At 64.9% G+C, this 13,907-nt stretch carries 17 protein-coding genes and 2 tRNA genes; 4 read left to right on the top strand and 15 right to left on the bottom strand.

The features are described 5' to 3' along the window. Positions 1–64: 64 nt before the first annotated feature. Positions 65–892, bottom strand: coding sequence for an NAD(P)H-dependent oxidoreductase (locus JQ566_RS10470; RefSeq protein WP_212372167.1), 828 nt, complete (start codon positions 890–892; stop codon positions 65–67). Between the two features lie 103 nt (positions 893–995). Here JQ566_RS10470 and JQ566_RS10465 point away from each other — a divergent pair, with 103 nt between their 5' ends. Beyond that, positions 996–1,919, top strand: a complete 924-nt coding sequence (locus JQ566_RS10465) for a LysR family transcriptional regulator (protein ID WP_212372166.1) — start codon at positions 996–998, stop codon at positions 1,917–1,919. A gap of 31 nt (positions 1,920–1,950) precedes the next feature. Here JQ566_RS10465 and JQ566_RS10460 read toward each other — a convergent pair whose 3' ends face one another. From JQ566_RS10460 to JQ566_RS10420, 9 genes are all read right to left on the bottom strand, one after another. Beyond that, entirely contained in the window at positions 1,951–2,130 is a 180-nt protein-coding gene (locus JQ566_RS10460) for a hypothetical protein (protein ID WP_212372165.1), read from the bottom strand. Next, a tRNA-Phe gene (locus JQ566_RS10455) sits at positions 2,130–2,205 on the bottom strand. The genes JQ566_RS10460 and JQ566_RS10455 overlap by 1 nt, the downstream gene beginning before the upstream one ends. A gap of 186 nt (positions 2,206–2,391) precedes the next feature. After that, positions 2,392–2,574 carry a DNA gyrase inhibitor YacG gene (gene yacG, locus JQ566_RS10450; protein WP_212372164.1) on the bottom strand — a complete coding sequence of 61 codons (183 nt, stop codon included), beginning with the start codon at positions 2,572–2,574 and terminating at the stop codon, positions 2,392–2,394. A gap of 154 nt (positions 2,575–2,728) precedes the next feature. Continuing rightward, the gene (locus tag JQ566_RS10445; protein WP_212372163.1) at positions 2,729–3,358 is read right to left on the bottom strand and encodes a Maf-like protein; all 630 of its coding nucleotides are present in this window, start codon (positions 3,356–3,358) and stop codon (positions 2,729–2,731) included. Between the two features lie 311 nt (positions 3,359–3,669). After that, positions 3,670–4,137 carry an arsenate reductase ArsC gene (locus JQ566_RS10440; protein WP_212372162.1) on the bottom strand — a complete coding sequence of 156 codons (468 nt, stop codon included), beginning with the start codon at positions 4,135–4,137 and terminating at the stop codon, positions 3,670–3,672. A gap of 5 nt (positions 4,138–4,142) precedes the next feature. Continuing rightward, a complete protein-coding gene (locus tag JQ566_RS10435) occupies positions 4,143–4,640 on the bottom strand; it encodes a UPF0262 family protein (RefSeq protein WP_212372161.1) in 498 nt (165 codons plus the stop codon). Further along, positions 4,637–5,932 carry a histidinol dehydrogenase gene (hisD, locus tag JQ566_RS10430; protein WP_212372160.1) on the bottom strand — a complete coding sequence of 432 codons (1,296 nt, stop codon included), beginning with the start codon at positions 5,930–5,932 and terminating at the stop codon, positions 4,637–4,639. Before hisD ends, JQ566_RS10435 begins: the two co-directional genes overlap by 4 nt. A 251-nt stretch (positions 5,933–6,183) precedes the next feature. Beyond that, positions 6,184–6,627, bottom strand: coding sequence for a DUF2948 family protein (locus tag JQ566_RS10425; RefSeq protein WP_212372159.1), 444 nt, complete (start codon positions 6,625–6,627; stop codon positions 6,184–6,186). Between the two features lie 166 nt (positions 6,628–6,793). Beyond that, positions 6,794–7,732 (bottom strand): SDR family oxidoreductase, encoded by a 939-nt coding sequence (locus tag JQ566_RS10420; protein ID WP_212372158.1) that lies wholly within the window; start codon positions 7,730–7,732, stop codon positions 6,794–6,796. Positions 7,733–7,820: 88 nt separating this feature from the next. Here JQ566_RS10420 and JQ566_RS10415 point away from each other — a divergent pair, with 88 nt between their 5' ends. Next, positions 7,821–8,462, top strand: a complete 642-nt coding sequence (locus JQ566_RS10415; RefSeq protein ID WP_212372157.1) for a TetR/AcrR family transcriptional regulator — start codon at positions 7,821–7,823, stop codon at positions 8,460–8,462. Positions 8,463–8,513: 51 nt separating this feature from the next. Here the strand turns inward: JQ566_RS10415 and JQ566_RS10410 are convergent, their stop codons facing one another. From JQ566_RS10410 to JQ566_RS10390, 5 genes are all read right to left on the bottom strand, one after another. Then, a complete protein-coding gene (locus JQ566_RS10410; protein ID WP_212372156.1) occupies positions 8,514–9,338 on the bottom strand; it encodes an alpha/beta fold hydrolase in 825 nt (274 codons plus the stop codon). A gap of 123 nt (positions 9,339–9,461) precedes the next feature. Further along, positions 9,462–9,971 carry a hypothetical protein gene (locus JQ566_RS10405; RefSeq protein ID WP_212372155.1) on the bottom strand — a complete coding sequence of 170 codons (510 nt, stop codon included), beginning with the start codon at positions 9,969–9,971 and terminating at the stop codon, positions 9,462–9,464. 328 nt (positions 9,972–10,299) lie between these two features. Further along, complete coding sequence (locus tag JQ566_RS10400) at positions 10,300–10,608, bottom strand: EthD family reductase (protein WP_212372154.1); 309 nt, start codon at positions 10,606–10,608, stop codon at positions 10,300–10,302. A 216-nt stretch (positions 10,609–10,824) separates the two neighbouring features. Beyond that, entirely contained in the window at positions 10,825–12,531 is a 1,707-nt protein-coding gene (locus tag JQ566_RS10395) for an FAD-dependent oxidoreductase (protein ID WP_212372623.1), read from the bottom strand. Positions 12,532–12,570: 39 nt separating this feature from the next. After that, entirely contained in the window at positions 12,571–12,759 is a 189-nt protein-coding gene (locus JQ566_RS10390) for a hypothetical protein (RefSeq protein ID WP_212372153.1), read from the bottom strand. A 316-nt stretch (positions 12,760–13,075) separates the two neighbouring features. On the opposite strand from JQ566_RS10390, the gene JQ566_RS10385 reads away from it, so the two are divergent. Continuing rightward, positions 13,076–13,150: transfer RNA gene (locus JQ566_RS10385), tRNA-Thr, on the top strand. 79 nt (positions 13,151–13,229) lie between these two features. Continuing rightward, entirely contained in the window at positions 13,230–13,580 is a 351-nt protein-coding gene (locus tag JQ566_RS10380) for a RidA family protein (RefSeq protein ID WP_212372152.1), read from the top strand. Positions 13,581–13,907 lie beyond the last annotated feature (327 nt).

The following is a 13,907-nucleotide window of genomic DNA, read 5'->3' as shown; positions in this document are numbered from 1 at the left end:
CGCGCTTCGACGTGGCGCGCGTGTTCCCCGGCGCTTCCACTTGCCCTCCGAAAGCGGCGACCTCTCAATGCACTCCTCCCGATTTGGCTCTCGAACTTTCCGTCGCGCTGGCGCGGCTCACATGCAGCGAAAAGCCCGACGCACCTGCGTCCTCAAGCCCGGGCTTCAGTTGCATGCTGGGGATGAAGTAGTCGCCCCCGTTCTGTTGCCGGTAGGGAATCGGCGCCGTTGTCTCGATGGTTCTCATGCGCCCGCGCAGGCGCTCGGCCGCGCGATCGAATTCACCATCGCTGAAACGATCCACTCTGTAGACGAGAAACGGCGGCAGCACGTCGTAGCCCGGATAATACAGGATCCCGTGGTTGATCGGGAACAAGAGGTCGTCGATCGGACCGTTGACGCCGCGATCCGAGTAGTGGTCCTCCCAACCACCGGTCGTCACCACCAACATGGCCCGCTTGCCGGCCAGCGTGCCTTCCCCGAAACGATCACCCCAACGCTGTTCGCTGTGTTCGCCAACCCCGTAAGCGAACCCGTATGCAAACACTCGTTCGACCCATCCCTTCAGGATGGCCGGCATGCTGTACCACCACAGCGGAAACTGAAGGATCAACGTGTCTGCCCAAAGCAGGCTCTCGATTTCGGCTTTCACGTCCGCAGTGAGGGTGTCGGATTCGAAAGCCTTCTTGGAGGCCAGGCCTGCGATGAAGCGCTCGCCGGGCGGCCACGCCGGGAAGTCAGCGCGGTCGACTTCCGACTTCCAGCGGTCGGCATACAGGTCCTTGACGCGCACCTCATGCCCCTGCGCCTTCAGCTCCTCGATTGCAATATCGCGGAGCGCTCCGTTGAGTGAATTCGGTTCGGGATGTGCGAAAACCAGCAGAATTTTCATGGACTGAGCTCCCAAGCGGAAAAGACGAACCTTCGTCCCGGCAAGAGAACACCACCGTCAGCTATATTTGAAATCACGGAAATGCTCGGCTACTATCCACAGCATGGATACCAACCGCCTCGACCTCAATCTGCTCGTCACGCTGGAGGCGCTGCTCGTGGAGCAGAACGTGACTAAAGCCGCCGCCCGCCTGCACCTGAGCCAACCCGCAGTCAGCGCCCAGCTGAATCGCCTCAGGAATGAATTCGATGACTTGTTGCTGATCCCTGCCCAGCGAGGGATGACGCCAACCGTCAAGGCCATCGAACTGCTCGATCCGCTGCGCCGGGCGCTGGATCAGGTTCGCGCCACCGTGGCCACACACAGGCACTTCGATCCCGCCAAAGCGAAGTTGAGCTTCGCGATCGCCTGCACGGATTATTTGCAGGCGGCGCTGGTCGAACCGCTGGTCATGCAGCTCAGGACGAGGGCGCCCGGGGTACGCGTAGCGATCCGCAATCTGGATCTGCTGCAGCTGGAAACACAGATGGAGCGGGGCGACGTGGATCTCGCGCTGATGACGCCGCAAGATGCCCCGCCCAGGCTTCGCACCAGACATCTGTTCGACGAGCGGTATGTGCTCATTGGCCGCCGCGATCACCCGCGACTTCGCGGCAAGATCACGGTCAAGGAGTTTGCCCAGCTGGAGCACGTGATCGTGTCGCTTCGCGGGGGTGACTTCGTCACACCCGTGGACGACGCGCTGGGGGCCTTCGGACAGAAAAGACGAGTGGTGCTGTCGGCCGCTTCATTCCTGTTCGTTCCCGAGATCGTGGCCCGGTCCGACTTCGTGGCCCTGGTGCCGGAGCGGCTGGTCGTCGGCCGCGCCGACAAGCTCAAATTGATCGACTGTCCATTCCCCATCGACGGGTTCGCAGTCGGGATGGTGTGGCACGAGCGCAGTCACGGACACAGCGGTCAACGCTGGATCCGAGAGACGATCGTGTCGATGATCAACGCTCAAGCCGGCGCGCGCCGGCGCCGGTGAGCCCGGTAGAGCTGTCGCTTGATGCCGAAATTCATCCCGATCTCTCGGGCGACGGTCCATTTACGACGATGATCGGACTCGAGAAGCCCGTCGTGCAGAGCAAGCCATGGATGGTGAAGAGCGGGCCCAGCGCGGCCTCGAGTGCCGCCAGAACGACCGGCATGTAGTCCGGACGGCAGCCCGCCATGCCGTCGCACAAAATCGTAGTCATGGTGCCCAGGGGCGGAATCGAACCACCGACACTGCGATTTTCAGTCGCATGCTCTACCAACTGAGCTACCTGGGCGTGCTCCAAGAGAGGGGCCAAAGCCCATCGAGCGGGCGGTTTATAGTGGGCTAGAAGCGGCCTGTCCACCCACGCTTCGCCTTTGGCTTCGCGGGGCACGGCCCGGCTGTGCACAAGGCCGGGCCTTCCTGCCAAGGCTTACGCGCGGCGCATCGATCGCACGTGTAATGAGTTGATTTTACTTAGTTATTCGACGTCGTCCACGTCGTCATCGCGACCGGGGATGACGTAGGAGCCTTTCAGCCAGCGGTTCAAATCGACGTCGCGGCAGCGCGAGGAGCAGAACGGGCGGGTGGCCTGCGCCTGCGGCTTGCCGCAGATCGGGCAGGTTTTGAGTGGGCCGGCGGGCTTTTTGACTTGGTCGTCCATGAGGTGCGCAGCTTACACGGGGTGAGGAAGTTCAAGCGCCTGTCGGCAAACGGGTTCCTGGTGCAACGGCACATGCGACGCGGCCCGGACCCGGCCGGGCCATTCTACTGTGCATGGGGTTGTTTTCGAGATTCTTGTCAGCCAGCCGTCGCACTCACACCGCGGTGGCGTTGAGCCAGCCGAAGCGGATCGGAAAACCTTCGCCGCCGAGCAGCGCCGTGGTTTCGTAGAGCGGCAGGCCGACGACGTTGCTGTAGGACCCCACCATCTTCACCACGAAGGAACCGGCGATGCCCTGCACGGCATAGCCGCCGGCTTTGCCGCGCCATTCGCCGGAGCCGATATAGGCCTGGATGTCGTCCTCCGAGAGACGCTTGAAGCGCACGCGGGTCTCGACCAGGCGCTGACGGAAGGCTTCGCGCGGCGTGACGAGGCAGATCGCGGTGTAGACGCGGTGGTTGCGGCCCGACAGCAGCCGCAGGCACTGCGCGGCCTCATCGACCAGATTGGCCTTGGGCAGGATGCGGCGACCGACCGCCACCACCGTGTCCGCCGCGAGGATGAAGGCGCCGCGCAGCTCGTCGTCGAGTTGCACCGATTTCAGCGCGGCGTCAGCTTTGGCCCTTGCGAGCCGGTTGGCGCAGGCGCGCGGCAGCTCGCCCCGCCTCGGCGTCTCGTCGACGTCGGCCGGCCGGAGCGCGTCCGGCTCGATGCCGGCCTGGTTGAGCAGCGACAGCCGACGCGGCGAACCGGAGGCAAGTACGAATTTGGGGCGGCCAAGCATCAGGTGATTTGGGGGATGTAGCGGGGTGAATTGCGCGCGGAACCTATCGGAAGGGGGCCGGTTTCACAACCCGGGAACCGGAGGTTTGGTGGTTCGAGGTTTCCGACATGGCTGTGCCTGCGCTCTGTGACGCGGGTGTTACGGGAGGTCTCGTGTCCCGGACGCGGCGCGGCATGAAATGCCGCGACGCTGAGCCGGGACCCATGCACGGCAGATCGCGGTGAGATGGGCCCCGGCTCTGCAGCGCCAAGCGTGTCGAAGACGCGCGTAAACGCGCTTGTGGCACGCTGCGCCGCGTCCGGGACACGAGATCACTCCGATGCTGCCCCCACCTTGGCAAACCGCTTGCGGATGCGCATCAAGAGCTGATCGCAGACCTCGCGGTAGGCGGCGAGCTTCTGGTCGCGGCTGCCTTCGATGGTGGTGGGATCCTGCATCGGCCAGTATTCGACCTCGGCCGCGAGTGTCCGCGTCAGCTCCAGCGCCTTGTGATGCGCCTCGGGCGAGAGCGTGATGATGAGGTCGAAATTCAGCCCCTCCCAGTCCTCCAGCTCCTCGAAGGTCTGCGGCTTGTGAGCCGAGATGTCCTGGCCGAGCTCGGCCATCACGACCACTGCGAATGGATCGAGCTCGCCCTTCCTGCTGCCGGCCGACTTCACGTAGAGGCCCTGCGGAAACATGTGCTGCAACAGGCTCTCGGCCATCGGCGAGCGCACGCTGTTCATCGCACAGGCGAACAGCACCGATTGTGGATCGCGTGCGCGTGGCGGACCCGCCATCGCGCCTAGCCCTTCCAATGAAGGACAGTAATGAGCGTGAACAGCCGGCGCGAGGTCTCGAAATCGACCCGCACCTTGCCCTTCAGCCGCTCCTGGAGCGTGCGCGATCCCTCGTCATGGATGCCGCGGCGGCCCATGTCGATGGCCTCGATCTTGTCCGGGGTCGCGGTGCGGATCGCCTGGTAGTAGCTGTCGCAGATCATGAAATAGTCCTTCACGATCCGCCGGAACGGCGTCAGCGACAACAGATGCGCGACCACGGGCGATCCGTCCTCGCGGCGGATGTCGAACATCAACCGGTTGCCGGTGATGCCGATATGCAGCGTGAACGGGCCCTTGCCCTCGGCACCCTCGGGCGCGAACAAATTCTGCTCGATCAGATCGTAGATCGCGATCGCCCGCTCATGCTCGATGTCCGGCCCGGAACGGCCGATCGAGTCCTCGTCGAGCGTGACGCCGACGATACGATTGGTCGAGTCGTCCTGTTCGGGCGGCTTTGTCATGACAGATTGAGGCGCAATCCAACCGAGCGCGAATGGGCGTCCAGCCCCTCCGCCTTGCCGAGCGTCATCGCGGCCGGACCCAGCGCACGCAATTGATCGGGTCCGCATTTCAGGATCGAGGTGCGCTTCATGAAGTCGTGCACCGACAGGCCTGAGGAAAATCGCGCCGAGCGCGCCGTCGGCAGCACGTGGTTGGAGCCGCCGACGTAGTCGCCGATCGCCTCGGGCGTATGCGGCCCGAGGAACACCGCGCCGGCATTGCGGATCTTTGCCGCGAGCGCGTCGGGATCAACGGTCATGATCTCGAGATGCTCGGCCGCGATGGCGTCGGCGAGCGGGATTGCGTCGCCCAAGTTCTTCACCATGATCACGGCGCCGAAATCGGCCCAGGACGCGCTGGCGATCGCGGCACGCGGCAGCGTCTTCAGCTGCGCTTCGACCGCCTTTTCGACGTCGGCGGCGAGGCGCGCCGAGTCCGTGATCAGGATCGACTGTGCGCTCGCATCGTGCTCGGCCTGCGCCAGCAGGTCAGCGGCGATCCAGTCGGCATTGCCGGTGTCATCGGCGATGACGAGCACCTCCGAGGGGCCGGCGATCATGTCGATACCGACCTTGCCGAACACCAGCCGCTTGGCGGCGGCGACATAGGCATTGCCGGGGCCGACGATCTTGGCGACCGGCGCGATGGTCGCGGTGCCGTGCGCGAGCGCGGCCACCGCCTGCGCGCCGCCGACACGGTAGATCTCGGTGACGCCACCGAGATGCGCCGCCGCCAGCACCAGCGGATTGAGCTTGCCGTCCGGCGAGGGCACCACCATCACGAGGCGCGCAACGCCGGCGACTTTCGCCGGCACGGAGTTCATCAGCACTGATGACGGATAGGCGGCAGTGCCGCCCGGCACATAGAGGCCCGCGGATTCGATCGCGGTGTAGCGCCAGCCGAGCTCGACGCCGAGCGGATCGGTGAAGCGCTCGTCCTTCGGCAGCTGGCGGCGGTGATAAGTCTCGATGCGGTCCCGCGCCAGCTTGAGCGCATCCAGCGTCGCAGGCTCGCAGGCGTTCACGGCGGCCTCGATCTCGGCGGCGGACACCCGCAACTCCGAAGCATCCAGCGTCAGCCGGTCGAACTTTGCCGTGGCTTCGAGCAGGGCGGCATCGCCACGTTTGGCCACGTCATCGACGATCGCGCGCGCGGCGGCCTCGACATCGGCCGAAGCCTCGCGCTTGGCGGCGAGGAAGGCGGCGAATCGCTGGTCAAAATCGGCGCTGCTGCGGTCGAGGCGAACGGGCATGTTTCGCTTGGCTTCTGGCTGGTCTTGAGGGGCGGATCGGCGCACCGGTCCCCTGCTCAATGGCGCGGCGGCCACCCGCCGTCAACCCTTGCGAGATGTCGTCCCGGCGGACGCCGGGACCCATAACCCCAGGGCCTTGTTGTTGAAACGAGATGGGCCCCCGATTGTGCTCAATAATTACCCCCGGTGGCTGTGGATCCCGGCGTTCGCCGGGACGGCGCCGGTTTGCTGGGGGGCGCTGGCATACCGCCTTATTCCTCGATGCCCGGCCCTGTCCCCAACTCGTCGGCCCCGAGGTCGGTCAGCTCGCATTCCAGGCACTCGACGTCCAGGCGGATGGCACCGCCCCGGGCGAACAAAAGCAGGGCGCTCCCGCCGGGCTCCTCATGGCGCCCGTCCTGGGGGTGAAATTCAATGCCGACGAGATCCAGCACCTCGTCCGGCGCGGCGGGGTCGATGTTGCGCGACTTGCAGGCGAGCACACGGTCGAAGCGGAGCGCAGCGACCAGCCGGCGCGGCTCGGCCTCGCCCTCCAGCGTCTGCTCCCAGTCCAGCCGGCTCATTCCGACCACAAGCCGCTTCTCGCTCTGCCGCCAGATGATGTCGGACGTCTGGACCCGGGCGTCCTGGACATGGGTCGAGATCACGGCGAGATCGTCGGCGTCGAGCGCGATCAGTTTGAGCTGGGGCGACATCGCCGGACGCTTCTCCTTCGCAGTGGACAGGGCTCAACGCGCACGGGCACTGAAATTTCCGCACAAACTAACGGGCCGACAGGCTAGAGGCTATTGGTAGCCTCGATCTCCGGCACCTTGCGCGGATACCCCTCCCGGGCGACGCTGATCGCGATGTCCTCAAGGCTCATGCGGCGGCCGCGATCTCGTCGAAGGATACACCGGTCAGCGTTGCCGAGGCATCCCACAGCATGGCCGCCGCAGCGAGATCCTTCGCCCGCGCCATGATCTTCGCCGGCCCCGGTGTCCCCTTCAATTCGTAATACCCGTTTGGACCGTAATAGCTGCCGGGCTCGACGTCCGGAGCGGTCGCCGCAAACAGCGTGGGCAACGCGCCTTCGGCTGCGGACTGGCTGATCAACGGCTGCAACAGCCGGCCGACCCGCCACTGGAACGTATTGGCGCCGGGGCCGTTCGCAATGAGGTCGGTCCGCGCGTAGCCGGGATGGGCGGCAAGGCTCGTCAGGCCCCAACCGGCAGCGAGGCTGCGGCGCTGCAACTCCAGCGCAAACATCAGCATCGCCAGCTTGGATTGGCAGTAGGCGCGCCACGGACCATAGGAATGCTTGCTTTGCAGATCGTCGAAATTGATCGCACCGGAGCGGTGGGCAAGGCTCGAGAGATTGACGATGCGGGGCGCCTTGGCGCGGCGAAGCTGCGGCAACAGCCGCGCCGTCAGGGCGTAGTGACCGAGATAGTTGGTGCCGAGCTGCATCTCGAAACCATCCTCCGTCTGCTCCCGCTTCGGCAGCGCCATCACGCCGGCATTGTTGACGAGGAGATCGAGCCGTTCGTTGTCGGCGGCGAAGCGCCGGGCAAAATCGGCGACGGAGCCAAGGCTTGCGAGGTCGAGATGCTCATAGGCGATCAGCGCGTCGGGAAACCGCTCGCAAATGCCTTCGATCGCCCGCAGGCCCTTTGCGTCATTGCGTCCGGTGAGTATGACAATGGCACCGGCGCCCGCCAGCGCCATCGCCGTCTCGTAACCGAGCCCGCCCGTCGCCCCGGTCACGACGACGGTCTTGCCGCTGAGCGAGGGGATCTCTGCCGTGGTCCAGTCGGTCATGCCATGTCTCCGCGGCTTTCAGGGATGGAAAAGGCCCGCGACCGGTCTAAATGTGCACTGAGTGCAAGCTTGCAAGAGGTGGAATGATTTGAAGGCTTCGAAGGTCGCCGGGAAACGCGTCAAGTCATTGTCAGCGGCTGCAAAATCGCCGCCTGCTGCCGGCCTGCGCCAGCGCAAGCGGCAAGAGACCCGCGAGCGACTGACCCGCGCAGCGATGGCCCTGTTCCTGGAGCGCGGCTTCGAGGCCACGACCATCGACGACATCGCGGTGGCGGCGAACGTGTCGCGGCGCAGCTTCTTCCATTATTTCGCGTCGAAGGAGGACGTGGTCGCCGCCTGGCAGGAGGGCGCGGCAAGCGCACTGGTCGCCGAGATCGTCGCCCGGCCCGCGGACGAATCCATGCTGACGGCGGCGGAGAATGCGATCGCGGCAGCGGTCAAACGGCTCGACCCGGCGGAAGCTGCAGCGATGTCGCGGCTCAAGCGCGACAATCCCGCGCTGCAGGCGCGCGACCAGCTCAAATACGAAAAGCTCGAGCGGGCGGTTGCGGAAGGGCTTGCACGGCGCGCGAGAAACAAATCCGACCAGCTGAAGGCGCGCCTCGTCGCCATGATCGCCACCGGCGCGATGCGCGTCGGCGGCGAGAGCTGGATCGGCGAAGGTACGCGCGAGAAGCCGGAGGCTTTCGTCAAGCGCACCTTCGATGCGATCAGGGCGATATTGAAGTGAGGTTGCTTACCCTCCCCTGGAGGGGCCCTCCAGGGGAGGGTCAAGAGTCACTCACTCCCTGAAAAACGCCAGCAGGTCGGCGTTGATCGTTTCGGCGTGCGTTGTCGGCATGCCGTGAGGGAATCCCTTGTACGTCTTCAGGATGCCCTTCTTGAGCAGCTTGGCCGACAGCGGCGCCGAGTCGGCATAGGGCACGATCTGGTCGTCGTCGCCGTGCATCACCAGCACGGGCACGTTGATCTTCTTGAAGTCCTCGGTGAAGTCGGTTTGCGAGAACGCGACGATGCCGTCGTAATGCGCCTTCGCGCCGCCCATCATGCCCTGGCGCCACCAGTTCTGGATCACCGCTTCCGACGGTTTTGCGCCGGGGCGGTTGTAGCCGTAGAACGGGCCGGCGGGGAGGTCGCGGTAGAATTGCGTGCGGCTGGCGGCGAGCTGTTTCTGGAGATCGTCGAACACGCTCTTTGGGAGCCCGCCGGGATTGGCCGGCGTCTGCACCATCAGCGGCGGCACCGCGGAGAGGATCGCAGCTTTCGCCACCCGGCTCTCGCCATGGCGCGCGATGTAATGCACGACCTCGCCGCCGCCGGTGGAATGCCCGACATGAATGGCGTTCTTGAGGTCGAGATGCGCGGTGAGCGCGGCGAGATCGTCGGCATAATGATCCATGTCGTGGCCGTCGGCGACCTGCGCCGAGCGGCCGTGGCCGCGGCGGTCATGGGCGATGACGCGATAGCCGCGCGTGACGAAATACAGCATCTGCGCGTCCCAATCGTCCGATGACAGCGGCCAGCCATGGCTGAACACGATCGGCTGGCCCGCGCCCCAGTCCTTGTAGAAGATCTCGACGCCGTCTTTCGTGGTGATGGTGGGCATGGATTACTCTCTTTCGGTGAAATTGTTACGCGCGAACAGGCACGCGCCGACGATCCGCAGATGGTTATGCGATGTCCCGAATGCGATGCCCCGCATCACTTGCGAACGTTGAGAATCGTGTGATCAGGCAAACGCCATCGGCTTGTAGCGGCGCCAGGCGCCGATCGTCAGCACCACGAAAAACACCAGCACGATGCCCTGCACCACGGCGAACACCGGACCCGACGGCGGCGCCGGCGGCACGGCAGGCGCGAGCGCGGCGAGCGCCGGCACCTTCAGGAACGACTGGATCACCAGCACGAAGACGTTGAAATAGAGCGAGACCATCGCGGTCACGATGTAGACCGGACGCCAGACTCCGGCGAGCTTCATGCCGTAGAGCGCGATGCAGGCGATCGCGAGCAGCACCAGCGAGATGATGCCGATGATGTGCGAGGGCAGCAGTTCCTTGAACGGAAACAGGAATCCAGTGGCGCTGGTGAGAATGGTGAACAGCAGGAAGATCGCGGTGAGGCCCGGCATCGACTTCGAGCCGAGCAGGCCGAACATCACGACGAGGCCGGCGACGATCGCGATCAGGCTGATGACGACATGGATCAGCGTGAGGGCGGGCAGGCTCAACCCAAGCACCATGACATCTCTCCTACTCTCCGCATTGAGACAACGAGAGTAGTATTACGGTCCTCATGAGATTGCCACATGCGTTGGCGTCGCATGCATGCGCGAAGCCATGCGTCATCGTGCGATTCGACAAACGCATGGCTGAATTTCTTGCAGCGCTGTCACGAAGGCACTTCGTAGCCCGGATGGAGCCAACGGGTCGGCGCGAAGCGCCGCCCGATGACAGGCTCCGCGAAATCCGGAATCTCGCGCCTGGATGGTCCTGTCCCGGATTACGCTTCGCTCCATCCGGGCTACGGGCTACGAGATCGCCGGTTGCGACGAAAGTTGAAGCGATCCCTCACACGTCCTTGGTGTCGAAGATCAAGATGTCGGCGCCGCCGCTGGCGAATTTCGGCACGTCGGCGCCGGTCGCCTTGCCTTCCGGACTGGCGAACGCCGCCTGGATGTCGGCCACGCTGTCGAAGGTGAGAACGGCGACGAGATGGATTCCGGAAGGACCTGCAGGAGATGCGACCGGCCCCTTGCTGACGGCGTATTTCTTCAGGCCGGGAAGCTTCTTGGCGAGCGGAATGTGCGTCTCGGCATAGTATTTGTCGAAGGCGGCAGCATCCTTGGGTGTTTTGTACAGCACGACGATTTCAGCCATTTAGTCCTCCCGTTGAATCCTTGTTTTATGTCCACCCTCATGGTGAGGAGCGTGCGAAGCACGCGTCTCGAACCATGGAGGCCCGGCTGTTACACCGGGGCCTTCATCCTTCGAGACGCGCGCTTAGGCGCGCTCCTCAGGATGAGGGGATAGTCTGCAGTTGCCGGCGCGATGGCAAGCCACATTCGGCTTGCCATTCCCTTGTCTTCTGCTTGCCTAAAGCGCCGGTTTTGCGGCGTCGCCGAGATAGCCGTGCAGGGAGGCCACGACCTGCGCGCCCTCGCCGATGGCGCCGCCGACGCGCTTGACCGAGCCGGAGCGGACGTCGCCGACCGCGTAGACGCCGGGCACCGAGGTCTCGAGCGGCGCCACCAGTCTGCCCTGGTTCTGCTCGGACTGCGCACCTGTCACGACGAAGCCGCCGCGATCGAGCGTGACGCCGCAGCCGTCGAGCCAGGAGGTGGCGGGATCGGCGCCGACGAACAAGAAGAGATTGCGGATGTCGGCGGAATCCTCATCATCGGACAGCCGGCTCTTCCATCGGATGCGCCGCAGCAGCGAGGTCTCGTCGCCTTCGAGCGCCGCGATCTCGGCGTTGAACATCAATTCGATGTTCGGCGTCGCTTCGATGCGCTCGATGAGATAGCGCGACATGCTGGCCCCTAAGCCACCGCCGCGGATGATCATCAGCACGCGCTTGGCATGGCCCGACAGGAACACCGCGGCCTGGCCGGCCGAATTGCCGGCGCCGACCAGGGCCACCTCCTCGCCGGCGCAGAGCCTTGCCTCCACGGGCGAGGCCCAGTACCAGACGCCGCGGCCCTCGAACTTGTCGAGGTTGGCGATATCAGGACGGCGATAGCGCGCGCCGCTGGCGACCACCACGGCACGGGAACGCAAGGTGTCGCCGCAATCCAGCGCCAGCGCGAAGGTGCCGTTGGCACGCGAGCAATCCAGCGAGCTCACCGACATCGGAATCATGATGTCGGCGCCGAACTTCTGCGCCTGGGTGAAGGCGCGGCCCGCCAGCGCCTGGCCGGAGATGCCGGTCGGGAAACCCAGATAATTCTCGATGCGGGCGCTGGCGCCGGCCTGGCCGCCGAAGGCGCGGGTGTCGACGACCGCGACCGAGAGACCCTCGGAGGCCGCGTAGACTGCGGTCGCGAGCCCCGCCGGCCCGCAGCCGACGATCGCGACGTCGTAGATGCGGCCGTCCTTGGCGCCGCCGATCATGCCGATGGCGCGGCCGAGCTCGGTCTCGCTGGGATTGCGCAGCACGGTGCCGCCGGCCGTCACGACGAGCGGCCAATCCTCCGGCTTCGGCGAATAGCGCGCGATCAGTTCGGCGGCGTCATGCTCGCTCTCGGGATCGAGCAGATGATGCGGCTGGCCGTTGCGGGTGAGAAAGCCCTGCAGGCGCACCACGCCGGCGGAGTTCGACGGGCCGATCAGCACGGGGCCGCCGATGCCGCCCTGGATCAGATTGACGCGGCGCAGGATCAGCGCGCGCATGATGCGCTCGCCAAGCTCGGCTTCGGCCACCAGCAGCGCGCGCAGCCGGTCCGGCGGGACGAGGAGCACTTCGACATCGCCTTCGGCGCGGCCGTCTACCAGCGCCGGCCGGCCCGAGAGCTGGCCGAGCTCGGCCAGAAATTGCCCCGGCCCCTGATCGATCACCGGAGTGACGTGACCGAGCCCGTCGCGCTGGGTGATGGCGACGTGGCCCGCCAGCACCACGAACATGCCCGGCCCGGGCTTGCCGGTCTCGAACAGGAGCTCGCCGTCCTCATAGTGCCTGAGCTCGCCGAAATGGCGCAGGCGCTCGATCTCGATTTGTGTCAGCGTCGGAAAGGTCTGCTCGGGACGCGTGAACTGCGCCATCAGCGCCTCCCTGTCGGTTCGTTGCACCTCGTGCTGCGCCATCGTCATTCCCGCTCATTCCAAAAATCTAGCTGCCGGTCATCAATCGCCGGACTTGCCGGCGGTCTCCTCATTTAGGGAACCATCGTCGTTCTGCGAGGGCTCGGCGATTGCGGCGCGCTCGCGCGCCTGCAGCTTCCGCCGCTTCAGGTTTTCGCGAAGCGCCGATTTCAGCCGGTCGTCCCGGGACGCCCGATCCTGTTTCGAACTCTTGTCGTTCCGATCAGTCATCAAAGGTCCATCGCAGCGATCGGCCATAACATGCCCAACGAACATGGCAGCTCAAGAGGCCGGTGTGATCCGATCGTGCGAAACGCGAAATGGATCGAATCCGGGCCCCGGGCCAACTGGCCAGTTGGGCGGGGATATCGGACGCCGAATCGGCGGGAAGTCGGTCGTTTCGCGCGAAAATGGGCATTTTGGCCCCGATATCGACCCGATTTTCTCATTTTGACGGGGCTAGCAAGCTTGCACAGGAGGGGGGCTTGTGGCAGATATCGGCCCGCTTGGTAGGCCCCCGTGGCGGCCGATTCTAATCCCAGCACATGCTGCCGTAGCTCAGTGGTAGAGCACTCCATTGGTAATGGAGAGGTCGACAGTTCAATCCTGTCTGGCAGCACCAGCTTTCCCCACTCAAGCGAGCCGTCTTGAAACAAGCCTTGCGCCCGGCCAGCGCGCCCGCAACACCCACGGATGCGATCGTGATCACACGTTCCCTGCCCTATGAAGGACTGCTCCACGAGATCGTCGAGCATAATGGCGTGCTCTATCTCGGCGGCATCGTTCCCGAGGATGCGGGGCTCGACATGGCCGGCCAGGCCGACGATGTGCTGCGCCAGTTGAAGACCCTGCTCGAGGGGGCCGGCTCCGATCTCTCCTGCGTTCTGCAGGTGACGATCTTCGTGGCTGACCTCGCCGACAAGGCCGCGCTCAACCAGGTGTGGAAGCGCTATTTCACCGCGGACCATCTGCCGGCGCGTGCCGCCGTTGGCGTTGCGGATCTCGGCCCGGGCGTCAAGCTGGAGCTGACGGCGATCGCCGCCCGCCGCTGATCCTCAAGCGACATCGGCGAGGCGAGCAAGCTGGGTCGTTTCGCCAGCACCAGTGTTCCACACATGGCTCAGCATTCTCGCGGCCCGAAACGCCCGAGTTTTGCTCGTTTCCTTGCCCCTCTTCTGTGAAGAGGGCGCAGGGAAGGCCGCATAGGCGTTAAGTTTATTCTTGAGTGTTGGAATCACACGTGATTCCAAGGGGCATGGCAGACGAATCGCTTCTGAACGAGGACTGGACGAGAGTGGTTGCGCAGCTGGGTGGAGCTGAGCAGCTTGAGACGAGTGCGCGCCAGACGAAGGCTTTCGTGCGGCGGCGCCAAATTCCAG

Source organism: Bradyrhizobium sp. SZCCT0231, from assembly GCF_018130245.1.
Classification (GTDB): Bacteria; Pseudomonadota; Alphaproteobacteria; order Rhizobiales; family Xanthobacteraceae; genus Bradyrhizobium; species Bradyrhizobium japonicum_F.
Note: the sequence above shows the minus strand (reverse complement) of the source record. Positions and strands in the feature narration are given on the sequence as shown.